Origin of the sequence: Kitasatospora sp. NPDC017646 (assembly GCF_044329365.1) — a bacterium.
Lineage (GTDB): Bacteria > Actinomycetota > Actinomycetes > Streptomycetales > Streptomycetaceae > Kitasatospora.
In genome coordinates, this window is the sequence record NZ_JBIRJC010000001.1 from 269,310 (window position 1) to 295,350 (window position 26,041).

A 26,041-nucleotide genomic window follows, 5' to 3' on the forward strand; every position below is an offset into this window, starting at 1 on the left:
ACCATGCCGCCCTTCCCCCGCCCGCTGCGGAAGCTCGGCTTCCTCACCATCGGGCTCTTCGACGAGGCCGACCCGCGCCGGGGCCACGAGTCCACCCTCGACCTGATCGCCCTCGGCGAGCGGCTCGGCTTCGACAGCGCGTGGCTGCGCCACCGCCACCTCCAGTACGGGATCTCCTCGCCCGTCGCCGTCCTCGCCGCCGCCACCCAGCGCACCAGCCGCATCCAGCTCGGCACCGCCGTCACCCCGCTCGGCTGGGAGAACCCGCTGCGGCTCGCCGAGGACCTCGCCACCGTCGACCTGCTCTCCGGCGGCCGGCTCAACCCCGGCTTCAGCGTCGGCCCGCCCACCCACTACGAGCACGTGCGAGGCGCCCTCTACCCGGACACCGGCGACCAAGAGGACTTCGGCCACCGCCGCGCCGAACGGCTGATCGCCCTGGTCCGCGGCGAGGACGCCTCCGACTTCGCCGGCACCGAGGGCATCGAGGTGTACTCGCGCCGCGTCCAGCCGCACTCCCCCGGCCTGGCCGGGCGGCTCTGGTACGGCGCTGCCGGCCTGCGCTCGGCCCGCTGGGCCGGCGAGCAGGGGCTCAACCTGCTGACCAGCAGTGTGGTCAAGCCCGAACCGGCCGACTTGGCACCGGACTTCGCCGGGATCCAGGCCGAGCAGATCCGCGCCTTCCGCGCCGTGCACCCCGAGGGCGAACGCGCCCGGGTCTCCCAGGGCCTGGTGGTCGTCCCCACCGACAGCGCCACCCCCGAGCAGCGCGCCAAGTACCAGGCGTACGCCCTCGCCCGCACTCCGCGCACCCTCGCCCCGCAGGGCCCGGCCCGGCTGCTCTTCGCCCCCGACCTCGTCGGCAGCTCCGCGGAACTCGCCGAACGGCTGCACGCCCACACCGGCTACCGGGAGGTCGACGAGGTCGCCTTCGCCCTGCCCTTCACCTTCGCACACGAGGACTACGTGCAGATCCTCACCGACCTCGCCACCCGCCTCGGCCCGGCCCTCGGCTGGTCGCCCGCAGCCTGACGAGGCCGGGCCACCGCACCGGCCGTTTGCGCTGCTCGAATGACGCGCTCCTGCTTCCGGGCCGGCGACCAGGCCGTCACCAGCCTCAACACTCTTCAACGCGGTCCACTGCTACGTGCTGCCCATGATCGACGTGATCTACCGGACCTCGCGCAAGGACGTCGAGGCCGGCAGGCAGAGCCCGCGCCACCACGACGAGCGGACCTTCATGGCCACCATGCAGGGCATCCTCGTCTCGGTCGCCGAGCTGACGGCCGCCACCCAGGTCGCCCTGCTCCACGCCGGCCCCATCCTCGAGTTCCACCGACTGCCCGGAGCCGCTCCTGCGCACACCCTTGCGATGACATATAACCTGTGACATTGTTCTGACCCTGATTCCGGTGACAGGTCACACGTCAACCCCCTCGCCTCGTGGCCGACGCCGCGTCACCTCCCCCACCTCAGGACAAGGACACCGCAGTGCGTCTGCGCCAATCCCTTCCGCTCCTGGTGGCCGCCGCCCTCGCCGGCCCCGCCACCCTGCTACCGACCCCCGCGCTCGCCGCCTCCCCGACGACCGTCGCGGCCTCGAACCCGACGCCCCAGGCCGAGGCCGCCGGGGTTCAGACCGGGACGGTCGCGCCGAAGCCGTTCGGCGCCGAGATCGCCGCCGACTCCTCCGAAGACCTGGGCCGCACGGCCCCGCCGCTCCCCGCGGAGCTGCTCGGGCAGGCCCTCCAGCCGACCGGGACGGCCGTCCAGACCACGCCCCACCCCCACGCCACGGCGCCGGCCAAGCGCGCACAGGCCGCGCAGACCCCGGCCGCGCCCAGCTGCACGCCCGCCGACTTCGGCGGCCGCAGCGGCGCCGCCCTGGTCTCCTTCGTCCAGGGCTCGACCACGGACTGCGTCAAGACGCTGTTCAACGTCACCGGGACCGACGCCGGCAAGGTGTTCAAGCAGTCGCAGATGCTGACCGTCGCCAACGCCTTCCGGGCCCAGGCGGCGAACTACACCGGCGACAACTCCGCGAACCTCCTGCAGCTCGTGCTCTTCCTGCGGGCCGGCTACTACGTCCAGTCCAACAACGCGAGCGCCGTCGGCCCGTACGACGCCACGCTCACCACCGCCGTCCAGGCCGGCCTCGACGCCTTCTTCGCGAACGCGCACCGCAAGGACGTCAGCGACGCCAACGGCACCGTGCTCAGCGAGGTGCTGATCCTCACCGACAGCGCGAACATCCAGGCGCACTACCTGAAGGTCTACCAGCAGGTCCTGAACGGCTACGACAACGGCTACAACGCGTTCCCGAAGATGGTCAACGCCGTCAACTCCGTGCTGTGGGCGCCGCTGTGGCGGGCGAACTGGAACCCCGACTACGTCAGCGCCGTCACCGCCGACCCGAGCGTGGTCACCACGCTGGCGAACTTCGCGCAGAACCACAAGGACCTGCTCACCACCCCCAACGCCTTCCTCGACGTCAACGCGGGCAACGACCTGGCGCGCACCGCCGGCGACGGCGGCAGCGTCGAGGCCTTCGCCAGGCCGCTGGTCAAGAAGGTGCTCGACACCACCCCGATCTCCGGCGCCGTCGGCAAGCTGTACGTCTACACCGCGTACAACGCCAACCAGTACGACAACGCGCAGTGCTCCTACTACGGCACCTGCGACCTGCCCGGCAAGCTCACCGCGGCCGTCCTGCCGAACAGCCTGGTCTGCGACAACCGCACCATCCGCACCGAGGACCTCTCGCCCGCAGAGCTGTCGACCGTCTGCGCGAGCCTGCGCGGCGAGGACACCTTCTTCCACAACCTCGTCAAGGACAACGGACCCGTCCCCGACCAGTACGGCAAGACCATCACCCTCGCCGTGTTCTCCAACCGGGACGACTACCTCACCTACTCCTGGGCGATCTACGGCAACTCCACCGACAACGGCGGTCAGACCGTCATGGACGTCACCGACCCCAACAACAAGCCCGTGTCGGTGATGTACCGGAAGGCGTGGAACGACGGCTTCCCCGCCAACGTGTGGAACCTCAACCACGAGTACACCCACTACCTCGACAACATCTACGACATGAAGGGCAACTTCTCCACCGAGATCTCCGTCCCGGACATCTGGTGGATCGAGGGCGTCGCCGAGTACGAGTCCTACGCCTACCGCGGCACCACCGACACCCAGGCGATGGACGAGGCCGCCGCGCACCGGTACAAGCTCAGCACGATCTTCCAGAACACCTACGACAACTCGGACACGGTGCGCACCTACCCGTGGGGCTACCTCGCCGTGCGCTACATGTTCGAGAAGCACCCCGCCGACATCCAGAACATGCTCGGCCACTTCCGCGCCGGGGACTACCAGGGCGGCTACGCGGTCTACAACGGCCTCGGCACCTCCTACGACGCCGACTTCGACAGCTGGCTGAACACCTGCGCCGCCGGCGCCTGCTACGCCGACGGCCCCACCGCCCTGTTCGGCCAGTCCGTCGACGGCGCCACCGTCACGCTGACCGACAAGTCCGTCGAGACCAACTCGCAGGCGAAACTGGCCTCCTGGCACTGGACCTTCGGTGACGGCAGCAGCTCCGACGAGCGCAACCCGGTCCACACCTACGCCGCCCCCGGCACCTACACCGTCGCCCTGACCGTCACCGACAGCGCCGGCAAGACCGCCGCCACCCCGTCCTCGGTCACCGTCACCACCGGCGGCGGCACCGCCCTGCCGACCTGCACCGACCCCCGCACCGACGCGCTCGGCCAGAACTGCTCCCGCCCCGGCCAGGCCCGCACCGCCGGCAACCTCGACTACTTCTACCTCTACCTGCCGGCCGGCACCACCACCCTGAAGGTCTCCACCTCCGGCGGCACCGGCAACGCGGCCCTCTACTACGACCCCGACACCTGGGCCTCCCCGGCCACCCACACCGCCGCCTCCACCAACCCCGGCACCGCCCAGACCCTCACCGTCACCAACACCACGGCCGGCTACCGGTACGTCAGCCTCTACGCCGCCACCGACTTCAGCGGCGTGACCGTCAGCACCCAGTACTGACGGACTCCTCGCGCGAACGGCCCGAGCGGCGCGCCCCCTGCCGGGGACGCGCCGCTCGGGCCGTGTCAGAACCTGCCGGTGTCCAGGACACCTGGCTGAAGTCACCGGGACCGATCTGCGCTCTGCTCACCTACCGCTCTCCTCTCCGGCGCCGGTCCCCACGCACGGGGGGCGACCCGGCGGAGCGGCCGTCGGTGCTCGACCCCCACCTTTGCACCCCTGGCACGCACGGCCCGCTGACTCCGGACAATCCCTGGTCATTTGACTAAGCGCTTGCTTAGAATCGGACACCTGTCCATGCGGAGACCGAGTACGCCCCCCAGGAGATGCCATGACCGACGTCAACCGCCAGATCCGCCTCGCCCGTCGACCGGTCGGTGAGGTGCGGCCGGAGGACTGGGCGTATACGGAGGAGCCGGTGGGGGTGCCGGGGGACGGGGAGTTCCTGGGACGGACGCGGTACGTGTCGCTGGACCCGGCGATGCGCGGGTGGCTGGACGACCGGCCGTCCTACCTGCCGCCGGTGGGACTGGGCGAGGTGATGCGGGCCGGGTCGGTGGTCGAGGTGGTGGCGTCGAACCACCCGAAGTTCCAGGTCGGCGACCACGTGGTCGGAGCCTTCGGGGTCCAGGACTACACGGTGTCGGACGGCAAGGGGGCGCTCAAGGTCGACCCCGCGCTCGCGCCGCTGTCCACCTACCTCGGGGCGCTCGGAATGCCCGGGATGACGGCGTACTTCGGGCTGCTGGAGGTCGGCGCGCTCAAGGAGGGCGAGACCGTGGTGGTGTCCGGCGCCGCCGGGGCGGTGGGCACGATGGTCGGGCAGATCGCCAAGGTGAAGGGCTGCCGGGTGGTCGGGATCGCCGGCGGGCCGGAGAAGTGTGCGCTGCTGACCGAGGAGCTCGGCTTCGACGCGGCGATCGACTACCGCTCCGAGGACGTCCGCAAGGCGCTGCGCACCCACGCCCCGGACGGCATCGACGTCTACTTCGACAACGTCGGCGGCCCGATCCTGGACGCCGCGCTGACGAGGCTGGCGATGCACGCCCGGGTCGTCGTCTGCGGCGCGATCAGCCAGTACAACAACGAGCAGGCCGTGCAGGGCCCCTCCAACTACCTGTCGCTGCTGGTGCGGCGGGCCCGGATGGAAGGGTTCGTGGTCTTCGACTACGCCCGCCAGTACGCGCGGGCGGCGGCCGAGATCGCGGGCTGGATCGGCGAGGGCCGGATCAAGGTCAAGGAGCACCTGGTCGAGGGCACCGTCGCCGACTTCCCGGAGACCCTCGGGATGCTCTTCCGCGGCGAGAACACGGGCAAGCTGGTGCTGCGGCTGGTGTGAGCCCGTCGTGACCGTCGGGTGGCCGCCGAGGACCTCGGCGGCCACCCCGGGCCCGCCTCCGACAGCGGCCTCAGCGCCCCGGTCGATGCCGTTCAGGCACCCGGACCACCGAGCAGGGCCGTGCGCTCCGAGCGGAGCCAGGACTGCTCGGCCGCCATCTCGGCCACGTCCCCGCGGGCGAGGAAGGCCGCCCACGGCTCCTGGCCCAGCCCACCGAGCCGTCGGATGCGCCCCGCCTCGCGGGTCTGGAGCGCTTCCAGCGCGTCGAGCACCGCCGCCGGTTCGGCCCCGTAGGCGGCGCACAGGGTGCGGAGGCGGCTCCGCAGGACGCGCTCGCCGGTGACCGCGGCTCGCCGCTGCTTCTCGACGGAGCGCAACGGGACGGCGTACCAAGCGAGTTGCGCGAGGTCGTCGAGAGCGTGGCCGGGCGCGGCGAAGTCCCAGTCGATGAACCCGACCAGTCCGTCGCCGTTCCAGATGGAGTTCCACGGGCCGAGGTCGCCGTGCCGGATGACCGTGCCGGGCCGCCACTCCTGCTCCTGGCCCCGCCACCGGGCGTCGGCCGGCGGGCGGAAGTCCCGGACGGCGTCGTGGTAGTCCCGCAGCCAGCGCCCGAGCTCGGCGATTCCGGCGGTCGACCGCAGCAGCGACGGCCACGGTCCGAAGGCGGGTTCGCCGTGCAGCAGCGACAGCACCTCGTCGGTGCCGTCGACGCCGAGCACCCGGGGGGCCCGGGTGAAGCCCACCGCTTCCAGGTGGGCCAGCAGGGCGTGGACCGCGGGCGTCCACTCACCGACCGGTCGGCGGATCGTTTCGCCGACCCGCCGGACCGTGGTCACACTGCCCTTGTCCGTGGCGCCGTCCTCGATCACGGGAGGCAGCGTAGCGGCCCGCCCCCCACGGCCGAATCCGGTGGAGCTCGCGCCCGCGGGCGGTGCGGTACAGCCGGACAGCGGTCACGGAGGCACGGCGGTTTCCGGCAGGGGCGGAATCGCGGCGCCGTCCGCTTCCCCCGCCGGGCGGCGCTCGGGCACCGTGGGGCCCGACCGTCCTCCCCGACCCGAAGGACCGCCATGATCTTCATCACCGTGAAGTTCCCCGTCCGCCCCGAGCTGAGCGCGCAGTGGCCGGCCGTCGTCCGCGACTTCACCGAGGCCACGCGCGCTGAGCCGGGCAACCTGTTCTTCGAGTGGTCCCGCAGCCTGGACGACCCGGACGAGTACGTGCTCGTGGAGGGCTTTCGCGACGCCGCGGCCGGCCGGGCCCACGTCGAGTCGGCGCACTTCCGGCAGGCCATGGAGACGCTGTCCGGCGCGGTCGTCGCCAGGCCGAGGATCCTCAGCGTCGACCTCCCCGACCGTGACGGCTGGGACCTCATGGGAGAGCTCTCGCCCCGCGAGTCCTGAGGCCGGGAGCCGGGGCCCGGGGGCCGGTGACCGCCCCCGGTCCGGTCACCGGCACACTGGAGGGACCACGAACGACGAGCGGGAGGAACACCCGTCATGGCCGGGCAGAGCGGGCCGCGCGCCGCCGACCGCACCCTGGAGGTGCTGGAACTGGTCGCCCGGGCGAGCGCACCGGTCTCGGCCAAGGCCCTCGCCCGCGGGCTCGGGTGCGCCCTGTCGACGGTCTACACCCTCCTCACCCCGCTCATCGAGCGGGGCTACCTGGTGCGCACGGACGGCGGCTACACCCTCGGCTACCAGGTCTCCGCACTGCACCGCGCGTTCCAGCGGCAGGCGGGCCTGACCGACGGCATCGACGGGGTGCTCGCGCGGACGCGGCACGCCACCCGCGCCTCCGCGAACTACGTGGCCTACCAGGGCGACGGACTGGTGATCGCCGACGTGCGGACCGTCGCCGCCGACGGCGACGAGCAGCCCGACCTCGCGATCGGCGTCGACCCTCGCTCCCACGCCTACGCGCACGGCAAGATCGCCCTGGCCGCCGCCGGGCCGGCCGCGCGCCGCCGCTACCTCGAACAGCCCGGCCTGCGCCGGTTCACCCCGCAGACCATCGCCTCCGCCGAACGGCTCGACCAGGAGCTCCGGCGGATCCGCCGGACCGGTGTCGCCCTGGACGTCGAGGAAGCCCGCCCCGGGCTGGCCTGCCTGGCGGCCCCCGTCCTGGCGGCCGACGGCGCCGTGATCGGCAGCGTCTCGCTGTCCGTCCGCCCCGAGGACCTGCGCACCCGTCGGCACCAGCTGATCACCGCCGTCAAGCAGGCCGCCCGGGAAGCCTCCCAGCGGCCCTGAGTCCCTGAAGCTCTGAGGCTCTGGGTCCCTGAGGCTCTGAGGCCTGAGGAACGACATCGGGCCAGCTGACGTGAAAGAGGCTGCGAGCTCGTTCACACCAGCTGGCCCGATTGCGGCACCGCATGTTCCTCTGCAGGTGGTCCCGTCAAGTACCCTGCGGCAGAACGGTTTCAGCCCTGAGTGGCGGGGCCCGGCACGAGCGGAGCCATGACGTGCTCGGTCGGGTTGGTGCCGTTGTCGTCGTCGTTGTCGTCGCCGGAGTTCACCGAGGCGGTGACGGAACTCGTCGCCCAGGACACCAGGCCGAGGAGCAGGAACAGGACGAGCAGACCGCGCCCGGCGCCGCTCAGCACCAGCGGGCGGGTGGCCGACGCCGGCTCGGGCTCGCTGCCCGGCTCCTCGCCGAACAGCCGCTTGGGATAGGCCGAGGTGAGCATCACCAGATAGGCGATGAAGCGCATCCGGTAGCGCACGATCGCCGTGGTCGCCTCGTACAGCGGCTGCGGCATCCGGCCGAGGGCCAGCACCACCAGCCAGATGACGAACGCCACCACCCACCACCCCGCGTTCACGAGGCCCTGCACGATCGATGCCGGAATGACCAGGATGATGCGGAACAGGACGGCGAGCCGGTTCAGGGGGCCCGGGCGCAGCCCGACCTGCACCGGGTACTCCGGGACCTGGAACCGGAACGGCGGATAGCGGTCCACGGTGAGCATCAGGTAAGCGGTGACCCGGGTGTCGTACGGGAGGTACGCGGTCAGGTAGTCCGCCACGAAGCCGGGCAGCCGGCCGAGCACCAGCGCGCCGAACCAGCCGATGACGGTGACGACGAACGCCACCACCGACAGAACCCACACCACCACGAACTGCGGGATCAGCAGCAGGATGCGCAGCAGCACCGTCAACCGGTACTGCGGGCCGGACGCCGGCATGTCCAGCACCGGAAGCCACTCACGGCTGACGGGGGCGGGGGCGGGGGGAGCCTGCCACATCCGGGCCTCCACGGTCTCGGAACGACGGGACCCGGCGATCGGGCACGGCGATCGGGCGCGGCCGGGTGCCTTCCGAAGATCGCAGCACCCCGCCCGCTCCGCGCGCCGTGCTGCGCCGCACGGGTCACGCCACGGGCCGGGCTCGACCGGTCGGCCGGGCCCGGGCCGGGTAGGGGTCCCGGACGCCGGGTCAGCTGGGGGCACCGGTCCAGACGACGTTCTTGCAGATCAGGGCGAGCACGGCAGGAAGCCAGGAGAGCCGGAACAGGGTGACGGCGAGGCTGAGAACGGTGCCGACGATCCCGAGCACCATCGCCGCGACGCCCAGGCCGTTGCGCGGCTGGGGCGCCGGCACCGGGTAGGGAGGCCAGTACGGCGCGCCCGGACGCCCACCGGGGGCGCGGCGAACACGGGGACCCTACGCGGACTTCCTGCTCGCCGCGGGCCACCGCCGCATCGCCGTGGCGACCCAGCCGAGCGTCTACTGGGCCGCCGGGGCCCGCGTCCTGCGGGACCACCTCGGCCCGCACGGCGGCACGGTCGTCGAACTCGACACCGGTGCCCTCTCCCCACCGGCCTGTGCGAGGAGCTCGTCCGGCACCGCGCGACCACCCTGCTCCTCCTGGTCGGCCACCCGGAGCCCGTCGTACCGATCGTCAGGTCCGTCCGCGACGACCAGCGCCTCGCCGACGTCCTGATCGGCGCTCCGGCGGGGCAGCCCGAATTCGCCGAGTGGACGGCACAGTTGGGCGGCGACGGTTCGGGCATCCCCTTCCTGCGCTACCTGCCGGAGCGACTCGGGCCGCTCGGCGCGCGGGTCGGCGCGGCCCTTCGCGAGCACCTGGGCCAGGCGCCGTCCTTCGTCGCCTTCGAGGGCTACGACGCCGTCACCGTGCTCGCCGAGGTGCTGCGCACCGCCGGCACCGAGCGGAAGCGCAGGACCCGGAAGTGTTCGGGTGCCGCCGGATCCCGGTCGACGACCTGGACCGGCGGCCAGGCCCACTGCCACACGCTGATGCCGGGCGATCGGGAGAAGCGGGTCGGCCCGCAGGTGCCCTCGACACTGACGCGCGGCCAGGGCACCGGCTGAGCCCGTTCACGCCCAGCCGCGCACCGAGACCGCCCCGTGCAGCACCCGGCCGGCCACCCGTTGCTCCTCGACCCACCGGGTGAACGTGCCGACCCGCGCCCCGAGATCCTCGTCGGTGGGCCCGAGCGGCCAGTCCTGCGGCGGGACGACGACCACCACGGCCTCACCCCGCCCCTCGGCCGCGGCCAGCCAGCGCGGCGACACCTCGACCCGTGAGCCCGGTTCCCAGCCCTGGCGGCCGCCGACCAGCAGGAGCCGCTCCACCCGGCCGTCGCCGACCTCGATGACGCCGGTCGTCGCCGGGGGTTCACCGGCCGCGACCGTGAAGCCGCTGTCGACGGCGGCCTCCACCAGGTCGGCGTGCAGGTTCACCCCGACCTCGACGATCAGTTCCGCGACCGGTGGGCCCTGCACCGCCTCGCGGACGGCCATCGCCCACACCACCGGCCCCCGGGTCGCACCGTCGCCCGTTCCGTCAGCCATGACTGTCCCCGGAGCCGCGCCCGCCGCCCGCCCGAGACCGGATCACCGGGCGTTGAGACGGCGTCCGAGCTCCTCCAGGTAGTCGTCACCGTACGCGGCGGCGACGTCGTCGAGGTCGATCATCGGCGGGAGGTCCGCCGTCTGCTGGCGCTCGGAGAGGTAGACGGCGGTCTCCGCGACGATCCGCTGCTCGTCGGCGCGGTCCGGGCTCAGCCGTTCCAAGGTCGCCTCGCTGGCCTGGAAGCGGGCGAGCACCGCCTCGCCGGCGGTGGGGAAGCTCACCAGGTACTCGTGGTCACCCAGCGCTTCGATCCCGATGTCCCCAGTCATGTGTCCCGTCCTTCGCTCCGTCCCCCTACGAGTCTCGCACCGGTGGTCCTCCGCCGTGCCGCGGGCGATCCTCACGGCGGCGGCGCACGACCACCCGCTCGACGACCGTGCCGACCGCGAGCAGTGCGAACAGGAGGGCCGCGAGTGCACAGTAGCCCGTCGTCGTCCCGTCGACGGGGAGGACGGCGGCCAGAACCGCCAACACCACCGCCGTCACCGCGAACAGCCCGGCGAACGAGCCGGCCGCGAAACGCTGGACCGTCGGCTCGCCACGGTCCTCCTGGCTGTGCGAGCCGGTCATGCCCTCCTCCTCCGGGGGTCCGTCGGACGCCGTACGGGAGCGCGGGCTCCGGCGCCGGCCCCGCCGCGGCGGGCCGCGCGGCCGCTGCTCCTCCCTCGGCCCCGTGCGTCTAACCGGTCGGGGGAAGCCGAAACGCACGACGCCCGAGCCGCCCGCCTTCGAGCTCGGAGCCGGGCCCTACAGCCAGCCGCGCTCGTCGGCCGTGCGCAGGGCCTCGGTGCGGTTGCGGGTGCCGGTCTTGGCGATGGCGGAGGAGAAGTAGTTGCGGACGGTGCCCTCGGAGAGGTAGAGCTTCGCGGCGATCTCGGCGACCCCGGCGCCGGAGCGGGAGGCGTCGAGGACGTCGCGCTCACGGGCGGTGAGCGGGGAGGCGCCGGCGGCGAGGGTGGCGGCGGCGAGTTCCGGGTCGACCACCCGCTCCCCCACCGCGACCCGGCGGACGGCGTCGGCGAGCACCTCGGCCGGGGCGTCCTTGACCACGAAGCCGAGCGCTCCCGCCTCCATGGCGCGGCGCAGGTAGCCGGCGCGACCGAAGGTGGTGAGGATGACCACCTGGCAGCCGGGGACCTGCTGAGCGAGTACGGCGGCGGCCGCCAGGCCGTCCAGGCCGGGCATCTCGATGTCCAGCAGGGCGACGTCCGGCCGGTGCTCGCGGGCGGCCTCGACCACCTGGTCGCCGCGTCCCACGGCGGCGACGACCTCGAAGTCGTCCTCCAGGTCGAGCAGGGCGCGCAGCGCGGTGCGGACCAGCTCCTGGTCCTCCGCGAGCAGCAGGCGGATCGTCATGTCGTCCCTCCGGAGCGCGAGTCGGCCTGCCGGACGGTGACCAGCAGTCGCCACCCGCGCGGGTCGAGCGGGCCGGCGTCGACCGTACCGCCCGCCGCCGCTACCCGTTCCCTCAGCCCGGTGAGGCCCTTGCCCGCACCGATGAGGCCGAGACCCCCACCGCCCGGGCCGTCGTCGCGGATCTCCACCGAGGTGGCGGTCAGCAGCACCGAGCAGCGCGACGCCCGGGCGTGCCGGACGACGTTGGTGATGCCCTCGCGCACCACCCAGCCGAACAGTTCACGGTGCTCTGGCCCGACCGCGTCCGCCGCCTTGGGCAGGTCGGCCACCACCCCGGCGGCACGCAGCAGTTCACGGCCGCGGGCGAGCTCGCCGGCGATGGTGACCTCGCGGTAGCCGGTGACGGCGGCGCGCACGTCGGTCAGGGCCTGGCGGGAGAGCGACTCCACGGCCGTCATCTCCGCCACTGCCTGGTCCAGGTCCTTGGGGGCCAGCCGTTGGGCCAGGCGGGACTTGACGGTGATCGCGGTGAGCGAGTGACCCAGCAGGTCGTGCAGGTCGCGGGCGATCCGGTTGCGCTCGGCCTCGGAGGCGAGGCGCGCGACCTCGGCCCGGGCGGCGACCAGGGCCCGGTTGGTGTCGGCGATCTCGGCGAAGGCGCCGCAGGTGAGCGAGGTGAACAGCAGGGCCAGCGCCTGGAACCCCCCGGGCCCGGTGTGCCAGGCGGGCACCGCCCAGGGCACCAGCAGGGCGGCGAGCGTCCCGGCGGCGACCGCCCTGAGGGTGTGCTGCCGCCACAGCACCACGACCACGGAGACGATCACGGTGGCGAGGTAGAAGGCGTCCGCGTGGGCGAACGGCAGCGAGGCCAGGAACAGGACGGTCATCACCGCCAGCAGCGGTTTGACGAAGCTGCGCCGCTCGGGCCCGAGGGCGAGCGCGAGGAGCACGTAGCAGAGGCAGAACGCGATGACCACGGCGAACCCGGCGACCGCTGCGGACCCGCCGACGTCGCCGCTCACGGCCACCGCGGTGAGCGTCGGGAAGACCAGCATCCCGGTGCCCAGCATGATCCGCCGCCAGCCGCCCGCCCAGCTGTGGGCGAGGGGTGGCGCGTTCTCACGGTCGAGGTCGGTCACTCTTGCGCCCCCTCCTCAGGGCCGGGCGAACAGCGTGCGCAGCTGCCGCCCGTTGAGCACCACGGCCACCCCCAGCAGGGCGAGGCCGCACAGGCCCTGCTCGATCTTCATCCAGACGGGGAAGACCCCCGGCACCGCGATGATCGCAGCAATCGCGACCAGCATGGCGCCGGAGACGATCCGCAGCCGTCGGAAGGCGCCGCGGGAGCCGCGGGCCGCGCGGACGGTGAGCAGCAGGGCGACGGCGGCGCCGGCCAGGACGATCGTGCCGCGGACCCACACCGCCGGGGTGATCAGGTCGGTGTGGTCGCGGAGGGCGAAGGCGGCGACCAGGGTGAGGGCGCTGAGGCCGAGGTAGGCGAGCACGAGCCGCCGTACGGTGCGGAAGGCCCGACGGGCGTCGGAGTGCAGGTCGGTGGAGGTCATGCCCTCATCGTGGCCGCGGGGCGGGGGTGGGCGGCAGTGTGCTGCCACACCCCCGCACCATGACAATTGTCAGCCCGTCGGCTCGGGCAGCAGCCGCACCATGTGCAGCTTCGCGACCGCCCGCCCGTCCACCAGGACGGCCCGGGGCTCGCGGCCCCACACCTCGAAGCCGCGGGAGGTGTAGAGGCGCAGGGCCGGTTCGTTGCCCTCGGAGACGGTCAGCAGCACCTGCCGCAGCCGCGCGTCGTCGGCGGCGACCGCGAGCGCCCGGTCCACCAGCGCACCGCCGATCCCCCGGCCGCCGGCCGGGCCCGCGACCGCCATGCCGTACAGGGTGGCCTTGTGCCGTTCCTGGCTGCGCTGCTTCACCCGCAGTCCGGCGGTGCCGACCAGGGCGCCGTCGTCGCCGAAGGCCCCCAACAGGACGCCCGGCCCGTGCTCGGCCTCGGCCAACCGCCGGATCGTGTCGGTGATCGGTTTGGCCCGCTCCTCCGCGTAGCCGGAGGTGAAGGCGCTCGGCGTCCCGCGCAGGGCGGCGAGCCGGAAGGCCCGGTACGGTTCGGCGTCCGCGACGCCGAGGCGGCGGATGAGGGCGGCGGGCTCAGCCGAGGCGGACACGGGTGCACCGGGTCAGGTAGGGCATGGCGATCTCCTCCCGCCCGGCCAGGCCGGGGTGGGTGGCGAGCAGGTGCTCGACGTCGGCCAGCAGCCGGGCGCGCTCGGCTTCGGGCATGGCGATGACGTAGCTGCGGGAGGCGACCAGGTCGATGATTCCGGCCGGGGTGGTGGAGTGCTCCCAGCGGATCTCCAGCCGCTCGGGCGCGCCGAACGGGGCGGGCAGCACGGGTGCGGTGTCGATCTGCTGCCGGGTCGAACGGTGCATCAGCGCGCCGAGGGCGGCGGCCCAGGGCTCGGTCTCGTCCCGGACGTTCCACACCAGGGCGAGGGTGCCGCCGGGGGCGAGCACCCGGGCGATCTCCGGTACGGCCGCCGCCTGGTCGAACCAGTGCCAGGCCTGGGCGACCACCACCGCGTCCACGCCGGCGTCGGGGAGCGGAATGCGCTCGGCCGAGCCGGCCCGGACCGCCGCCTTCGGTACGGCGGCGGCGAGCCGGTCGCGCATGCCCTCGTCGGGCTCCACCGCGACCACGTCCAGTCCGGCGTCGACCAGCAGAGCGGTCAACTTGCCCGTCCCGGCGCCCAGATCGAGCACCCGGCGGGCCTCGCGGGGCACCGCCGAGCCGATCAGCGCCTGCGGGTAGCCGGGCCGGCCGTGCTGGTAGGAGGCGGCGGCGAGGCCGAAGGAACGGGCCTGCAACCGGCCGGACCAGCGCCGGGTCGCGCCCTGCCTGGTCATCCCGCAGGCCCGGCCGATCTCCTCCCAGGTCGCCTCCCGGCCGCGGCGCAGTTCCTCCACCAGGTCGGTGCGCCGTTCCTCCAGCGCCTCGATCACCCCCGAGAGCCGGTGCAGGCCGTCCAGCCCGCCCGCGCCGGTCACGTCGGCCGCCACCCGGCTACCCAGATCGTTCATGTCCATGGGCCCGCACTCTAGGGACCGCGCGCACGAACCGTCAACAACCATTGCCCTGATGAGCAACAGATGTTGCGCCACGCCGTCTCATCCCCCACAGGAGTGACGAACGGGCCTCGCGCCCCGCCTGTAGCACGAACTCGCTTCCGTTCGCGGCGACTTGGACCGGAAACCCTTCGCACGAGCGAATCCGGGCCGGGTTCCCTGTGCGGGCGCGGCCGGGCGAGAAGCCTTAGGGGCCGGGCGCCGCCGACCCGGACTCCGACTGGCGTGCGAGATGTCCGGCATGTCCGGCAAGTTGCCACAAGTCGGTTGACCGACAGTAATTTTGAGTTTCGGTCAGGCTTGTCCTGAACTTGGCTATGCTGCAGCACCACGCCTCCGGAGCCGGTCGTCGCCCGTCCCCGTTCTGTTCCGATCGTTTGAGGATGCCGAATGCTTCGAGCTGGATCGTCACCCGCCAGACGGCGCCCCGCGCCCCTGCTCGGCTGGCTGCTGCCCACGGCCGTGATGGCGGCCGCAGTGGGGGTCGCCGCGGTGGTGGTGTCGGCCGGAGCCAGGGCCCAACTGCTGTGGTGCGGGGCGACGGCCACCGTGCTGGTCGCCGTGGTGGCCGCCGAATCCGCCCGCCGCGGCCGGGCCCTCGCCGAGCTGCGCGACGAACACACCCGGCGGATCGACGAGTTGCAGCGCAAGCTGGCCGGGCAGGAGGACGAGATCGAGCGGATGGCCGCCGGCGAGCTGCGCCGACTGGTCGGCGGCGCCCGGTACGGCTCGTCCATCGACGTGCTGCTCCAGCCCTTCCAGCGCCCGAACCCGCTGCTGTCACGGAAGTTCCGCCACTCGCTGGAGCTGGTGGTGCGCGGCATCGCCCAGGCCGTCGACGACGAGGTCAGCCGGCGCGACTCCGCCGAGCGCGCCTTCGTCAACCTGGCCCGCCGGGTCCAGGCGATCATCCACCGCCAGGCCAAGGACCTGCGGGAGATGGAGGACCGGCACGGCAACGACCCGGCGGTCTTCGACGACCTGCTGCGCCTGGACCACGGCAACGCCCTGGTCGGCCGCCTCGCCGACTCCATCGCCGTCCTCTCGGGCGCCCGTCCCGGCCGCCAGTGGACCCGCCCGATCGCCCTCTACAGCGTGCTGCGCGGCGGGATGTCCCGGATCCTCGAGTACCAGCGGGTCGACCTGCACCCGGTGGCCCAGATCTCGGTCACCGGCCCCGCCGTCGAACCCCTGATCCACGCGGTGGCCGAGCTGCTCGACAACGCGACCCGCTACTCCCCGCCGCACACCCACGTCCACCTGAGCGCCTCCGAGGTGCAGAGCGGGATCGCGATCGAGGTCGAGGACGGCGGCCTCGGACTCACCGACGAGGCCCGCGCCCGGGCCGAGCGCTCGATGCGCGAGGCCATGGTCTCCAAGGACTTCGACGACCTCACCGAGTCCCCCCGGCTGGGTTTCGCCATCCTCGGCCGGCTCTGCCAGGCGTACGGCTTCCAGGTGTCGCTGCGCCGCTCCGCTTACGGCGGCGTACGCGCGGTGCTGGTGGTGCCCCAGGAGTTGCTCACCACCGCTCCCCCGACCGGGCGGGCGCACGGCATCGGCGCCTTCTCGGGCCCGCGGCCGCTGCCTGCGAACCCGCCCCGGCACGCCGCCCCCGCCCGGCCCTGGGGCGCCCGGACTGCCCCGGCCGCCGGGCTGGGGCAGTCCGCCGGCCTCGGGCAGACGGCCGGCGTCGGACCGTCCTTCGGTTCGACCAACCCGTGGGGGCCGTCCGGCCCGGGGAACGGGGACGACGAGGTGATCGTCACCGAGCGCACCGCCAACGGCCTGCCGCAGCGCCGCCGCAGCCGTCCCACCGGCCGGGCCGTCTTCTCCGCCGCCGCCCGCAGCAGCGCGCAGCCCAGCGGCCCGACCGCCGGTCCCGCGGCGGGACCGGCCGCCCCGGCACCCCGCCCCAAGAAGCAGCCCGGCCTGTGGCTGGAGGCGTTCATGGAGGGCTACAAGGGCACCGGCGGCAGCGGCAACGGCTCGGGTGACAGCGCCACCACCGGAACCAGCAGCACCGCACCGAGCAGCGCCGGACAGACCAGTGAAGAGACGGCAGGGAAAGGCGAGCAGTGATTCCGCACCGCAGCAACATGGACTGGATCCTCAACGACCTCGCACACAGCGTCCCGTACGTGCGCCACGTCATCGTGCTCTCCGCCGACGGCCTGCGGATCGCCCAGTACGGCGCCGACCCGGACACCGCCGACCGGCTGGCCGCCGCCTGCGCCGGACTGCAGAGCCTGGCCGCCGCCGTCGGGCACGAGTTCCCGCACGGCAACGGCGCGATGAAGCTGGTCGTCATCGAGGTGGACGGCGGCTACTTCTACCTGATGTCGGCCGGTGAGCGCGCCTACCTCGCGGTGCTCGCCGACGAGGGAGTGGACGCCGGTCTGGTCAGCCACCAGATGCGCGACCTGGTGGACCGGATCGGCGAGCACCTGTCCGCGCCGCCGCGCAATCCGGAGGTGGTCGCGTGAACCGCCCGGCCGTGACGTCCAATGGCGCCCCCGGCGCCCGGGCGGGCACATGAACGAGCACAGTGAGGCGGTGACATGACCGCCGACCAGGGCAGCTGGGACGGACCCGAGCCCGATCGCCTGTACGTGATCACCCGCGGTCGCAGCGGCCCCTCCGGGCCGGGCGTCTTCGACCTGGTCACCCTGATCGTCTCCCTCGCGGAACCGACCCCCGCCATGCAGCCCGAGCACGCGGCGATCCTGCGGCTGTGCCGCTCGCCGCTCTCGGTGGCGGAGGTCTCCGCCTACCTCGAACTGCCCACGAGCGTGGTCACCGTCCTGCTGGCGGACCTGCTCGACGACGGGCGGATCGAGGCCCGCGCCGCCCGTCGTCGAGCGGCGGAACTCCCCGACCGTGCCCTGTTGGAGGCGGTGATCCATGGACTTCAGCGGCTCTGACACGGTCGTCGGACCGGCGAGCGCGGACCTGCTGCCGGACACCGTCACCACGGCGGTCAAGGTGGTGATCGTCGGCGGCTTCGGCGTCGGCAAGACCACCTTGGTCGGTGCCGTCAGCGAGATCCGCCCGCTGACCACCGAGGAGACCATGACCCAGGCCGGGGTGGGCGTGGACGACCCGACCGGGGTCGAGCGCAAGACCTCCACCACGGTGGCCATGGATTTCGGCCGGATCAGCATCAGCGACAAGCTCGTGCTGTACGTCTTCGGCACCCCCGGCCAGGAGCGGTTCTGGTTCCTCTGGAACGGCCTGTTCGAGGGCGCGCTCGGCGCCGTCGTGCTGGTGGACACCCGCCGGCTGGAGGTCAGCTTCGAGGTGATCGGACGCCTGGAGGACCGCGGCGTGCCCTTCGTGGTCGCCGTCAACGGCTTTCCCGAGGCGCCGAGTTACCCGCTCGACGAGCTGCGGCAGGCGCTCGACCTGCCGCCCGAGGTGCCGATCGTCGCCTGCGACGCGCGCAGCCGCCGATCCAGCCGGGACCTCCTGATGACGCTCATGCACTACCTGTACGAACTGGCCGCACCACCCGCCGGCTGACCCCCCTGCCGTACCCCGTCCGAACCTCGCGACCGGAGACCCAGTGACCACCCCGTTCCCCGACGACGCCGCCGCCCCCGTCCCGCCGCCCGGCTGCCCCGCCCACGGGCGCGCCGTCGAACCGATCGGCCCCGGCGGCCTGCGCCGGCTGTACGGCCCCGAGGCCGAGGCTGACCCGGCGGCCCTGTACGAGAAGCTGCGCGCCGAGCACGGCGACGTCGCCCCGGTGCTGCTGCACGGCGACCACCAGGCCTGGCTGGTCCTCGGCCACGGCGCCAACATCACCGCGATGCGCACCCCCTCGCTCTTCTCCCGCGACTCGCGGCTGTGGAACGCCTTCCGCAACGACGAGATCCCCGCCGACTCCCCGCTGCTGCCGGTGGTCGCCTGGCAGCCGATCTGCGTGTTCGCCGACGGCGAGGAGCACCGCCGGTTGCGCACCGCCCTGCTGGACGGCCTCAACGGCTTCGACCGCCGCGGCATCCGACGCCACGTCCGCCGCTTCACCACCGACCTGGTCCAGGTGGTCGGGCCGACCGGCCGGGCCGAGCTGATCACCCAGTTCGCCGAGCACCTGCCGATGCTGGTGATGACCAAGCTGCTCGGCATGCCCGACGAGTACGGGCCCCAACTCGTCGAGGCCGCGCGGGACCTGATGAAGGGCACCGAGACGGCGATCGCCAGCAACGAGTACGTGGTGGCGAGCCTGCGCCGCACCATCGCGATCAAGCACGACAGCCCCGGCGACGACCTGACCAGCCGGCTGCTCGCCCACCCGGCCGGGCTGAGCGACGACGAGGTCATGGAGCACCTGCGGGTGGTGCTGCTGGCCGCCAACGAGACGACCGTCAACCTGATCGCCGACTCGCTGAAGATGGTCCTCACCGACCCGCGCTTCCGCGCCCACCTGTCCGGGGGCCAGATGACCCTGGGCGAGGCGCTGGACCAGGTGCTCTGGGACTCCCCGCCGATGTCCCTCGTCGCCGGACGCTGGGCCACCGCCGACACCGAGCTCGGCGGCCAGCAGATCCGGGCCGGGGACCTGCTGCTGCTCGGCCTCGCGGCGGGCAACGTCGACCCGGTAGTCCGGCCCGACCTGACCACCCCGCTGTACGGCAACCGCTCGCACCTCTCCTTCGGCGCCGGCCCGCACGAGTGCCCCGGACAGGACATCGGCCGGCACGTCGCCGAGGCCGGGATCGACATCCTGCTCACCCTGCTCCCCGACCTGCGACTCGCCGTCCCCGAGGAGGAGCTGACCTGGAGCTCGGCCTGGATCTCCCGCCACCTCACCGCGCTGCCGGTGGAGTTCACCGCCCACGAGATCGAGCCCGACCCGGAGTCGGTCGCCGAGGCGGCGCGGGCGGCGGAGGGCCGGGCAGCCGAGGAGCGCGAGCTCGCCGCCCGGGCGCCGGAGGCCACCCAGCGGGCGGCCGCCACCGGAACCGGGGCCGCGGCGACCGTCCCGGCGCAGCGTCGCAGCTGGTGGGACGCGCTGACCGGCCTGTTCCGGCGCTGAGCCGGCCCAGCGCCGCGGGCGGGGCCGGTCGGTCCCCGCCCGCCCTTCGCGCCGGCCCGGCCTCCTGCCGCCGCCGGTGTGACGCGGCCCCGTGCGCCGTGTGGGCGTGGCCGGGGCCGGGGACTCTCGTGCGATGGAGAGGGAAATCACCGTTCAGGTCGACGGTATCGCGCGTCGGCTGACCGTCGACACGCGCACGACGCTGCTCGACGCCCTGCGGGAACGGCTCGGGATCACGAGCCCCAAGAAGGGTTGCGACCACGGGCAGTGCGGCGCGTGCACGGTGCTGTCCGGCGGGCAGCGCGTGCTGGCCTGCCTCACGCTCGCCGTCACCCAGGACGGCGCCGAGGTGGTCACCGCCGAAGGGCTCGCCGCCGAGCCGGTCACCGCCGACGGACAGCGGGCCGAGGGCGGCCTGCATCCGGTACAGCGGGCCTTCATCGACTGCGACGCGCTCCAGTGCGGCTACTGCACCCCGGGGCAGGTGGTCTCGGCGGTCGGGGCGCTCGACGAGTTCGCGAGGGGCTGGCCCAGCGCCGTCACCGAGGGCCCCGGGGCGCCGCGACTGGACCGCACCGAGGTGGCCGAGCGGATGAGCGGCAACCTGTGCCGCTGCGCGGCCTACGTCAACATCGTGACCGCGGTGCTCCAGGCCTCCGGGGCGTCCCCCGCCGGACGGACGGCCGGCCCGGAGGTGACCGGGTGAAGCCCTTCGACTACTTCAGCCCCACGGACGCCGCGGACGCCGTGCGAGGCGTCGCCGGGAATCCGGGCGCGGTCTTCCTCGGCGGCGGTACCAATCTGGTGGACCACCTCAAGCTCGGCGTCGTCGGACCCGACCTGGTCGTCGGCCTCGCCGGTCTGCTGCCCGCCGGGATCGAGGAACTCGGCGACGGCACCCTCAGGATCGGCGCGGGTGTCAGCAACAGTGGACTCGCCGCCGACCCGCGGGTGCGCGAGCGGTTCCCGGTGCTGTCGCAGGCACTGCTGTCCGGCGCGTCGGGGCAGTTGCGCAACATGGCCACCGTCGGAGGCAATCCGCTGCAACGCACCCGCTGCGTCTACTTCCAGGACGTCACGACGCCGTGCAACAAGCGGGAGCCGGGCTCGGGCTGTTCCGCGACCGGAGGATGGACCCGCTACCACGCGGTCCTCGGCGCGTCCGAGCACTGCATCGCGGTCCACCCGTCCGACATGGCCGTGGCGATGGCCGCACTCGACGCACGGGTGCGGACGCTGGGCCCGGTCGGGGAGCGCACGATCCCCTTCGTCGAACTGCACCGGCTGCCCGGCGACGCCCCCGAGCGCGACACGGTGCTCGAACACGGCGAGCTGATCACCGCGATCGAGCTGCCGGCGCTGCCCCTCGCCCGCCGATCGGCCTACCGCAAGGTGCGCGACCGCGCCTCGTACGCGTTCGCCCTGGTCAGCGTGGCCGCGGCGATCGACGTCGAGGACGGCGTGATCGTTGACGCGCGCGTCGCGTTCGGCGGCGTCGCGCACGCGCCGTGGCGCGCCTACCGGGCCGAGGAGGCCCTGCGGGGCGCCCCTGCGTCGGACCGGAGCTACCGGGCCGCGGCGGAGGCGGAGCTCGCCGACGCCCGGCCGGCCGAGGGGCTGGACGGCGGCAACGCCTTCAAGATCCCGCTGCTGTGCCGCACCCTGACCGCCACCCTCCGCGACCTGGCGGGAGAGGACCCCCGATGACGTTCCCCGACGAACCCGAGGCCGTCGGCCGCGACCTGCCCCGCCGGGACGGGGCCGTCAAGGTCCTGGGCACCGCCACGTACGCCTACGAGACGCCGTTGACGGACGCCGCCTACCTCCACGCCGTCCAGGCCACGATCGCCCGGGGACGCGTCACGGCGGTGGACACCGCCGCCGCCGAAGGACTCGACGGTGTGCTCGCGGTGCTCACTCCCGGCACGGCGGAGCGGCTGGCGTCCACCGAGGACCGGGAGCTGGCGGTCCTCCAGGACGAGGAGGTCGCCTTCCGCGGCCAGGTGGTCGCGCTCGTCGTCGCGGACAGCTCCGAGGTGGCGCGGCACGCGGCCGCCCTCGTCCGGGTGGAGTACGCCCAGCAGGCGCACGACGCCGAGCTGCGCGCCGACCGCGAGGACCTGTACGCGCCCGGGACGGTGAACCCGGACCTTCCCACCGACACCGCCGAGGGCGACGTCGATGCCGCGATGGCGGCTGCGGAGGTGAGCGTCGAGCAGACGTACACGACCGCGATGTACCACAACAACCCGATGGAGCCGCACGCCACGGCGGCCTTGTGGGACCCGGTGGGCGACGGCTTCCTGACCCTGTGGGACTCCACCCAGGGCGTCCACCCGACGCGGGCCGCCCTGGCGTCGGTGTTCGGCCTCGACGAGGAGCGGGTGCGGGTGGTCTGCCCGTACGTCGGCGGCGGGTTCGGGTCCAAGGGGCAGCCGCACGTCAACGTGGTCCTGGCCGCCATGGCCGCCCGGGCGGTCCCCGGCCGGCCGGTGCGGCTGGCCCTGACCCGGCAGCAGATGTTCTCCCTCGCCGGCTACCGCACGCCGACCATCCAGCGCTGCCGCCTCGGTGCGGACCGGGACGGCAGGATCACCGCGATCGCCGTCGACGCCGTCGGCCTGACCTCGCGCATCAAGGAGTTCGCCGAGCAGAGCGGCGTTCCCGCGCGCATGATGTACTCCTCGCCGAACCGGCGGACCACGCACCGCCTCGCCGCCCTCGACGTCCCGGTGCCGTCCTGGATGCGCGCCCCCGGCGAGTGCCCCGGGATGTTCGGCCCCGAAGTGGCCATGGACGAGCTGGCCGAGCGCCTGGGCACGGACCCGGTCGAACTGCGGATCCGCAACGAGCCCGAGGTCGAACCCGGCTCCGGCAAGCCCTTCTCCAGCCGCAACCTGGTCGGGTGCCTGCAGGAGGGCGCCGTCCGGTTCGGCTGGTCGGAGCGCGATCCCCGGCCCGGCGTGCGCCGCCGCGGTGACTGGCTCGTCGGCACCGGCGTCGCCTCCTCGACCTACCCGGTCAGCCGCATGCCGAAGTCGACGGCGACGATCCGTCGGGAGGGCGAGCGCTACGTCACCGAGATCGGCGCGGCCGACCTGGGCACCGGCACCTGGACCACCCTGGCGCAGATCGCCGCGGACGCACTCGGCGTGCCGGTGGCCCTCATGGACGTGCGCATCGGCGACACCGACTACCCGATGGCCTCGGTGGCCGGGGGTTCCTCCGGCATGACGACCTGGGGCTCGGCCGTGGTCGAGGCGGCGGGCGCCTTCCGGGCCAGGTACGGGAGCGAGCCGCCGGACGGAGCCGAGGCGTCCGGTTCCGTCGGACCGACCGACGACCGCTACGCGATGCACGCCTTCGGGGCGCAGTTCGCCGAGGCGCACGTCCACCTGGACACCGGCGAGGTGCGCGTGCCGCGCCTGCTGGGCGTGTTCGCGGCGGGTCGGATCATCAACCCGCGCACGGCGCGCTCGCAGTTCATCGGCGGGATGACCATGGGGCTGTCCATGGCCCTGCACGAGAGCAGCGTGCTCGACCCCCGCACCGGTCACGTCGTCAACCACGATCTGGCCGACTACCACGTCGCGGCCAACGCGGACGTCGGCGAGATCGAGGCGTACTGGCTCGCCGAACACGACCCCCACGTCAACGCCGTGGGGTCCAAGGGCATCGGGGAGATCGGCATCGTCGGCACCGCCGCCGCGGTGTCGAACGCGGTGTGGCACGCCTGCGGCGTGCGGGTGCGGGACCTGCCGATCACCCTGGACAAGGTCCTGCACGCGCTGGAGGACGGGCCCGGGCGGTGACCGCGGCGCCCACCGCCGACTGGTCCGGATGGCAGCCTCCGCGTGCAGCGTACGGCTTCTGCGGCGAGGTTGGGGAGATGGACACCGTCACCGTGCTCGAAACCGACACTCCGGCCAATGTCCGGCTCCTCGGCACCGACCAGGAGCCCGCGGCCCCGGAGGACCCGGTGCGCCTCGCGCACACCGCGCCCGCCGACGCCTCCGGCGTCTGCGGACCGCTCACCCTGTGCGGCCGGAACACCTCCGACATGACGCTCGCACCCCACCGGACCACCATCGACGGCCGGCCCTGGCCGTACTGGAACGCCTGCGGGACCTGCCGCAGCGCCGAACGGCGCACGGTGCCGCCCGCCGCCGAGGACGACGCCACCCCCGGGTAGTCCTGCCCCCGGGGGTGGCATCCGGATCGTCACGGCTCGTCACGGCTCAGGGGCCGGCGACCAGTCCGTCCAGGGCATCGGGGTCGACGCTGAGAGTCACCCCTCCGTAGGTCTCGTCGGCGCTGCCCCGGTGCTGGTGGATGCGGTGGCCGGCCCACAGGTCGTCGGGCAGCCCGGGCTGCCCGGTGGTCGTGGGGCGCCCGTCCCAGCGGGCGTACCAGATGGCGTCGGGCAGCGGGGCCCGGCCGGCCCGGGCGGCGGCGACCAGGTCCGCGATGCCGGAACTCATGCTGGAGTAGAAGCCCGACCGGTATCCGGCCGCCCGCAGGGCCCTGGTCCAGCCGACGGTGAAGTCGACCACCGCCCGGCTGCAGACCGCGTCGCCCACCGGGTAGGACTCGATGTCGAGGTACACCGGGCTGCCCGGCCCCAGGCCCAGCTCCCCCAGCGCCGCCGCGGCCTCGCCCGCCTCCTGTCCGCCCTGCTCCTCGGCTCGGTCCGGATCGATCCGCAACGGCTTGTCCGGGCGTTCGGCGCAGGGCGCCTGGAGCCCGACGTGCGTGGGCACCAGCTTCCACCCCATCGCCCGGACCGAGGCGACCCACTGGGGCGTCAGCCGGGGCTGCTCGCAGGCGCGCTGACTGCCGCTGCTGTAGATGTTCACCGCACCGTACGGCGACGCGGTGCGCCAGACGTCCAGGGCCTCCGCCGGCGGAGCCGAGCAGGCGTCGAACCCGGCCCCGGTGTACCGGTACTCGGGCGGCGGTTCCGACGAACCGTCGGGCGGCGCGGCGGCGAAGGGCCGGGGACGGACGAGCGGGGACGCCTGTGCGGGGACGGCGGCGGGGAACAGGACGAGCGGGACCGCGAGCAGCGCGGTCAGGGGAAGAAGACGCATCCCCCCGTCCTAGCCGTCCGCCCCGGCGGTCGGCGGCCCACCGCACCGACACGCCGCGCCCGTTCACCCGGAATCGTGACACCACCGCCGATCCGCTCCGCCGCACCGCAGCGGGTGCGCACCGCCGGGCGGCCCGTGCGGGTTCAGCGTTCCGTACGACGCCGCGCGGCGTCCCGGCGGGAACCGCGCCGCATGACGTACCAGGGCAGCAGCAGCCAGCCGGTGGCGAACCACCCGAGGGTGATGCCGGTCAGGACCCAGGCGGCGGTCGAGAGGTCGGTGGCGGTGCGCAGCAGGAGCAGCAGGGCCCCGGTGATGGTGAGGGCGAGCAGGACCAGTCCGGCGGCGATCAGTCGCCGGGCGACGTGGATCAGTTCCGGTTTCATGCCCCGGCCGGACAGGAAGCGGTGGAAGGCGACGGGGGCGATCAGGGTGCCGGTGGCGAGGGCTCCGAGGAACACGGTGGCGACGTAGAGGTCGTGGTCGAAGGCCGGCAGGCCGCGGTAGCGGGGGGTGAAGACGACACTGAGCAGGAACCCGAAGAGGATCTGCGCGCCGGTCTGGCAGACGCGGACCTCCTGGAGCATGTCGGTCCAGAGACGGTCCGCGCGTTCCTCGGGGGTTTCGTCGCGGCCCGGTGCGGGGCGGTCGGACTGGGCGGGCATGCGCCGGATCCTCCTGCGGTCGGACGGTTGTCACGCCATCGGCCGTCAGGCCGCCGCCCGGCGGCGCGCGGCGCGGGCGCAGCGCAGCAGTTCCTCACTGTACGGCAGGGCGACGAAGGCCGCGGTGGCGGCGGCGAAGCCGGCCAGGTACCGGGCCGGCAGGGGGTGGGGCTTGGGGTTGAGGCGCCAGGCCCGGCGGGTGTCGCCGCCGCGGGCCAGGGAGCGGACCTGGCCCCAGTGCAGGCAGGCGGTGAAGGCGCGGCGGTGAGCGGGAGCACCTCCAGGAAGCTGTGGACGTGCTGTTCTAGCGGGGTGACGTCCCGTCGGCCGGTGGCGACCGTGACGTCCCACAGCGCGGTGGCGCCGTGGGCGAGGGCGGCGGCACCCATGGTGGCGAGGACCAGCGGGTTGATCCCGGCGACCAGGCCGAGGACGACGGGCGTGCCCGCTTCGGCCATCA

At 73.6% G+C, this 26,041-nt stretch carries 28 protein-coding genes and 1 pseudogene; 16 read left to right on the top strand and 13 right to left on the bottom strand.

The window, feature by feature from the left end:
* The first annotated feature begins 3 nt into the window (after positions 1 to 3).
* The 4 genes from ACH4J0_RS01535 (at position 4) to ACH4J0_RS01550 (ending at position 5,404) form a co-directional block, all read left to right on the top strand.
* Entirely contained in the window at positions 4 to 1,032 is a 1,029-nt protein-coding gene (locus ACH4J0_RS01535) for an LLM class flavin-dependent oxidoreductase (RefSeq protein WP_396235647.1), read from the top strand.
* A gap of 124 nt (positions 1,033 to 1,156) precedes the next feature.
* Complete coding sequence (locus tag ACH4J0_RS01540) at positions 1,157 to 1,390, top strand: hypothetical protein (RefSeq protein ID WP_396235648.1); 234 nt, start codon at positions 1,157 to 1,159, stop codon at positions 1,388 to 1,390.
* Between the two features lie 101 nt (positions 1,391 to 1,491).
* A complete protein-coding gene (locus ACH4J0_RS01545; protein ID WP_396235649.1) occupies positions 1,492 to 4,065 on the top strand; it encodes a collagenase in 2,574 nt (857 codons plus the stop codon).
* 331 nt (positions 4,066 to 4,396) lie between these two features.
* The gene (locus ACH4J0_RS01550; protein WP_396235650.1) at positions 4,397 to 5,404 is read left to right on the top strand and encodes an NADP-dependent oxidoreductase; all 1,008 of its coding nucleotides are present in this window, start codon (positions 4,397 to 4,399) and stop codon (positions 5,402 to 5,404) included.
* Between the two features lie 92 nt (positions 5,405 to 5,496).
* On the opposite strand, the gene ACH4J0_RS01555 is transcribed toward ACH4J0_RS01550, so the two are convergent.
* Entirely contained in the window at positions 5,497 to 6,276 is a 780-nt protein-coding gene (locus ACH4J0_RS01555; RefSeq protein ID WP_396235651.1) for a phosphotransferase, read from the bottom strand.
* Positions 6,277 to 6,477: 201 nt separating this feature from the next.
* Between ACH4J0_RS01555 and ACH4J0_RS01560 the strand changes: the two genes are divergently transcribed.
* Positions 6,478 to 6,810: a putative quinol monooxygenase gene (locus tag ACH4J0_RS01560; RefSeq protein WP_396235652.1), complete on the top strand. Its 333-nt coding sequence runs from the start codon at positions 6,478 to 6,480 to the stop codon at positions 6,808 to 6,810.
* Between the two features lie 96 nt (positions 6,811 to 6,906).
* Complete coding sequence (locus tag ACH4J0_RS01565) at positions 6,907 to 7,659, top strand: IclR family transcriptional regulator (RefSeq protein ID WP_396235653.1); 753 nt, start codon at positions 6,907 to 6,909, stop codon at positions 7,657 to 7,659.
* A 170-nt stretch (positions 7,660 to 7,829) separates the two neighbouring features.
* Here the strand turns inward: ACH4J0_RS01565 and ACH4J0_RS01570 are convergent, their stop codons facing one another.
* Entirely contained in the window at positions 7,830 to 8,654 is an 825-nt protein-coding gene (locus tag ACH4J0_RS01570) for a DUF4389 domain-containing protein (protein ID WP_396235654.1), read from the bottom strand.
* Positions 8,655 to 8,844: 190 nt separating this feature from the next.
* On the bottom strand, positions 8,845 to 9,009 hold the full coding sequence (locus tag ACH4J0_RS01575) for a hypothetical protein (protein ID WP_396235655.1): 165 nt from the start codon (positions 9,007 to 9,009) through the stop codon (positions 8,845 to 8,847).
* A gap of 64 nt (positions 9,010 to 9,073) precedes the next feature.
* Between ACH4J0_RS01575 and ACH4J0_RS01580 the strand changes: the two are divergent.
* Positions 9,074 to 9,591, top strand: a pseudogene (locus ACH4J0_RS01580) (ABC transporter substrate-binding protein); the annotation flags it as partial.
* Between the two features lie 159 nt (positions 9,592 to 9,750).
* Here the strand turns inward: ACH4J0_RS01580 and ACH4J0_RS01585 are convergent.
* The 8 genes from ACH4J0_RS01585 to ACH4J0_RS01620 all read right to left on the bottom strand — a co-directional run bounded on the left by ACH4J0_RS01585 (position 9,751) and on the right by ACH4J0_RS01620 (position 14,746).
* On the bottom strand, positions 9,751 to 10,227 hold the full coding sequence (locus tag ACH4J0_RS01585) for a hypothetical protein (RefSeq protein ID WP_396235656.1): 477 nt from the start codon (positions 10,225 to 10,227) through the stop codon (positions 9,751 to 9,753).
* Between the two features lie 42 nt (positions 10,228 to 10,269).
* Positions 10,270 to 10,557 carry a hypothetical protein gene (locus ACH4J0_RS01590; protein ID WP_396235657.1) on the bottom strand — a complete coding sequence of 96 codons (288 nt, stop codon included), beginning with the start codon at positions 10,555 to 10,557 and terminating at the stop codon, positions 10,270 to 10,272.
* 25 nt (positions 10,558 to 10,582) lie between these two features.
* Entirely contained in the window at positions 10,583 to 10,858 is a 276-nt protein-coding gene (locus tag ACH4J0_RS01595; protein ID WP_396235658.1) for a hypothetical protein, read from the bottom strand.
* 177 nt (positions 10,859 to 11,035) lie between these two features.
* A complete protein-coding gene (locus ACH4J0_RS01600; protein ID WP_396235659.1) occupies positions 11,036 to 11,644 on the bottom strand; it encodes a response regulator in 609 nt (202 codons plus the stop codon).
* On the bottom strand, positions 11,641 to 12,783 hold the full coding sequence (locus ACH4J0_RS01605) for a sensor histidine kinase (protein ID WP_396235660.1): 1,143 nt from the start codon (positions 12,781 to 12,783) through the stop codon (positions 11,641 to 11,643). The genes ACH4J0_RS01600 and ACH4J0_RS01605 overlap by 4 nt, the downstream gene beginning before the upstream one ends.
* 15 nt (positions 12,784 to 12,798) lie before the next feature.
* The gene (locus ACH4J0_RS01610; RefSeq protein ID WP_396235661.1) at positions 12,799 to 13,209 is read right to left on the bottom strand and encodes a hypothetical protein; all 411 of its coding nucleotides are present in this window, start codon (positions 13,207 to 13,209) and stop codon (positions 12,799 to 12,801) included.
* A gap of 69 nt (positions 13,210 to 13,278) precedes the next feature.
* Positions 13,279 to 13,827, bottom strand: a complete 549-nt coding sequence (locus tag ACH4J0_RS01615; protein WP_396235662.1) for a GNAT family N-acetyltransferase — start codon at positions 13,825 to 13,827, stop codon at positions 13,279 to 13,281.
* Positions 13,811 to 14,746 (bottom strand): class I SAM-dependent methyltransferase, encoded by a 936-nt coding sequence (locus ACH4J0_RS01620; protein ID WP_396235663.1) that lies wholly within the window; start codon positions 14,744 to 14,746, stop codon positions 13,811 to 13,813. The genes ACH4J0_RS01615 and ACH4J0_RS01620 overlap by 17 nt, the downstream gene beginning before the upstream one ends.
* Before the next feature lie 429 nt (positions 14,747 to 15,175).
* Between ACH4J0_RS01620 and ACH4J0_RS01625 the strand changes: the two genes are divergently transcribed.
* The 9 genes from ACH4J0_RS01625 to ACH4J0_RS01665 all read left to right on the top strand — a co-directional run bounded on the left by ACH4J0_RS01625 (position 15,176) and on the right by ACH4J0_RS01665 (position 24,018).
* Positions 15,176 to 16,867 carry an ATP-binding protein gene (locus ACH4J0_RS01625; RefSeq protein ID WP_396235664.1) on the top strand — a complete coding sequence of 564 codons (1,692 nt, stop codon included), beginning with the start codon at positions 15,176 to 15,178 and terminating at the stop codon, positions 16,865 to 16,867.
* A gap of 17 nt (positions 16,868 to 16,884) precedes the next feature.
* Positions 16,885 to 17,271, top strand: coding sequence for a roadblock/LC7 domain-containing protein (locus ACH4J0_RS01630; protein WP_396235932.1), 387 nt, complete (start codon positions 16,885 to 16,887; stop codon positions 17,269 to 17,271).
* Positions 17,272 to 17,346: 75 nt separating this feature from the next.
* The gene (locus ACH4J0_RS01635) at positions 17,347 to 17,709 is read left to right on the top strand and encodes a DUF742 domain-containing protein (RefSeq protein WP_396235665.1); all 363 of its coding nucleotides are present in this window, start codon (positions 17,347 to 17,349) and stop codon (positions 17,707 to 17,709) included.
* Complete coding sequence (locus ACH4J0_RS01640) at positions 17,690 to 18,307, top strand: GTP-binding protein (protein ID WP_396235666.1); 618 nt, start codon at positions 17,690 to 17,692, stop codon at positions 18,305 to 18,307. Before ACH4J0_RS01635 ends, ACH4J0_RS01640 begins: the two co-directional genes overlap by 20 nt.
* A gap of 43 nt (positions 18,308 to 18,350) precedes the next feature.
* Complete coding sequence (locus ACH4J0_RS01645) at positions 18,351 to 19,826, top strand: cytochrome P450 (protein WP_396235667.1); 1,476 nt, start codon at positions 18,351 to 18,353, stop codon at positions 19,824 to 19,826.
* Positions 19,827 to 19,959: 133 nt separating this feature from the next.
* A complete protein-coding gene (locus ACH4J0_RS01650; RefSeq protein WP_396235668.1) occupies positions 19,960 to 20,532 on the top strand; it encodes a (2Fe-2S)-binding protein in 573 nt (190 codons plus the stop codon).
* Positions 20,529 to 21,533, top strand: coding sequence for an FAD binding domain-containing protein (locus ACH4J0_RS01655; protein WP_396235669.1), 1,005 nt, complete (start codon positions 20,529 to 20,531; stop codon positions 21,531 to 21,533). The genes ACH4J0_RS01650 and ACH4J0_RS01655 overlap by 4 nt, the downstream gene beginning before the upstream one ends.
* Entirely contained in the window at positions 21,530 to 23,638 is a 2,109-nt protein-coding gene (locus ACH4J0_RS01660) for a xanthine dehydrogenase family protein molybdopterin-binding subunit (RefSeq protein ID WP_396235670.1), read from the top strand. Before ACH4J0_RS01655 ends, ACH4J0_RS01660 begins: the two co-directional genes overlap by 4 nt.
* 77 nt (positions 23,639 to 23,715) lie before the next feature.
* Positions 23,716 to 24,018 carry a hypothetical protein gene (locus tag ACH4J0_RS01665; RefSeq protein WP_396235671.1) on the top strand — a complete coding sequence of 101 codons (303 nt, stop codon included), beginning with the start codon at positions 23,716 to 23,718 and terminating at the stop codon, positions 24,016 to 24,018.
* 46 nt (positions 24,019 to 24,064) lie between these two features.
* On the opposite strand, the gene ACH4J0_RS01670 is transcribed toward ACH4J0_RS01665, so the two are convergent.
* On the bottom strand, positions 24,065 to 24,916 hold the full coding sequence (locus tag ACH4J0_RS01670) for a DUF1906 domain-containing protein (protein WP_396235672.1): 852 nt from the start codon (positions 24,914 to 24,916) through the stop codon (positions 24,065 to 24,067).
* A 143-nt stretch (positions 24,917 to 25,059) separates the two neighbouring features.
* Positions 25,060 to 25,581 carry a DUF6328 family protein gene (locus ACH4J0_RS01675; RefSeq protein WP_396235673.1) on the bottom strand — a complete coding sequence of 174 codons (522 nt, stop codon included), beginning with the start codon at positions 25,579 to 25,581 and terminating at the stop codon, positions 25,060 to 25,062.
* Positions 25,582 to 26,041: the final 460 nt, after the last annotated feature.

Coding starts and splice junctions, on each gene's coding strand:
- ACH4J0_RS01535 (WP_396235647.1), top strand. CDS start 4: ATGCCGCCCTTCCCCCGCCCGCTGCGGAAGCTCGGCTTCCTCACCATC.
- ACH4J0_RS01540 (WP_396235648.1), top strand. CDS start 1,157: ATGATCGACGTGATCTACCGGACCTCGCGCAAGGACGTCGAGGCCGGC.
- ACH4J0_RS01550 (WP_396235650.1), top strand. CDS start 4,397: ATGACCGACGTCAACCGCCAGATCCGCCTCGCCCGTCGACCGGTCGGT.
- ACH4J0_RS01560 (WP_396235652.1), top strand. CDS start 6,478: ATGATCTTCATCACCGTGAAGTTCCCCGTCCGCCCCGAGCTGAGCGCG.
- ACH4J0_RS01565 (WP_396235653.1), top strand. CDS start 6,907: ATGGCCGGGCAGAGCGGGCCGCGCGCCGCCGACCGCACCCTGGAGGTG.
- ACH4J0_RS01570 (WP_396235654.1), bottom strand. CDS start 8,654: ATGTGGCAGGCTCCCCCCGCCCCCGCCCCCGTCAGCCGTGAGTGGCTT.
- ACH4J0_RS01585 (WP_396235656.1), bottom strand. CDS start 10,227: ATGGCTGACGGAACGGGCGACGGTGCGACCCGGGGGCCGGTGGTGTGG.
- ACH4J0_RS01590 (WP_396235657.1), bottom strand. CDS start 10,557: ATGACTGGGGACATCGGGATCGAAGCGCTGGGTGACCACGAGTACCTG.
- ACH4J0_RS01595 (WP_396235658.1), bottom strand. CDS start 10,858: ATGACCGGCTCGCACAGCCAGGAGGACCGTGGCGAGCCGACGGTCCAG.
- ACH4J0_RS01600 (WP_396235659.1), bottom strand. CDS start 11,644: ATGACGATCCGCCTGCTGCTCGCGGAGGACCAGGAGCTGGTCCGCACC.
- ACH4J0_RS01610 (WP_396235661.1), bottom strand. CDS start 13,209: ATGACCTCCACCGACCTGCACTCCGACGCCCGTCGGGCCTTCCGCACC.
- ACH4J0_RS01620 (WP_396235663.1), bottom strand. CDS start 14,746: ATGGACATGAACGATCTGGGTAGCCGGGTGGCGGCCGACGTGACCGGC.
- ACH4J0_RS01625 (WP_396235664.1), top strand. CDS start 15,176: ATGCTTCGAGCTGGATCGTCACCCGCCAGACGGCGCCCCGCGCCCCTG.
- ACH4J0_RS01630 (WP_396235932.1), top strand. CDS start 16,885: ATGGACTGGATCCTCAACGACCTCGCACACAGCGTCCCGTACGTGCGC.
- ACH4J0_RS01635 (WP_396235665.1), top strand. CDS start 17,347: ATGACCGCCGACCAGGGCAGCTGGGACGGACCCGAGCCCGATCGCCTG.
- ACH4J0_RS01640 (WP_396235666.1), top strand. CDS start 17,690: ATGGACTTCAGCGGCTCTGACACGGTCGTCGGACCGGCGAGCGCGGAC.
- ACH4J0_RS01650 (WP_396235668.1), top strand. CDS start 19,960: ATGGAGAGGGAAATCACCGTTCAGGTCGACGGTATCGCGCGTCGGCTG.
- ACH4J0_RS01660 (WP_396235670.1), top strand. CDS start 21,530: ATGACGTTCCCCGACGAACCCGAGGCCGTCGGCCGCGACCTGCCCCGC.
- ACH4J0_RS01665 (WP_396235671.1), top strand. CDS start 23,716: ATGGACACCGTCACCGTGCTCGAAACCGACACTCCGGCCAATGTCCGG.
- ACH4J0_RS01670 (WP_396235672.1), bottom strand. CDS start 24,916: ATGCGTCTTCTTCCCCTGACCGCGCTGCTCGCGGTCCCGCTCGTCCTG.
- ACH4J0_RS01675 (WP_396235673.1), bottom strand. CDS start 25,581: ATGCCCGCCCAGTCCGACCGCCCCGCACCGGGCCGCGACGAAACCCCC.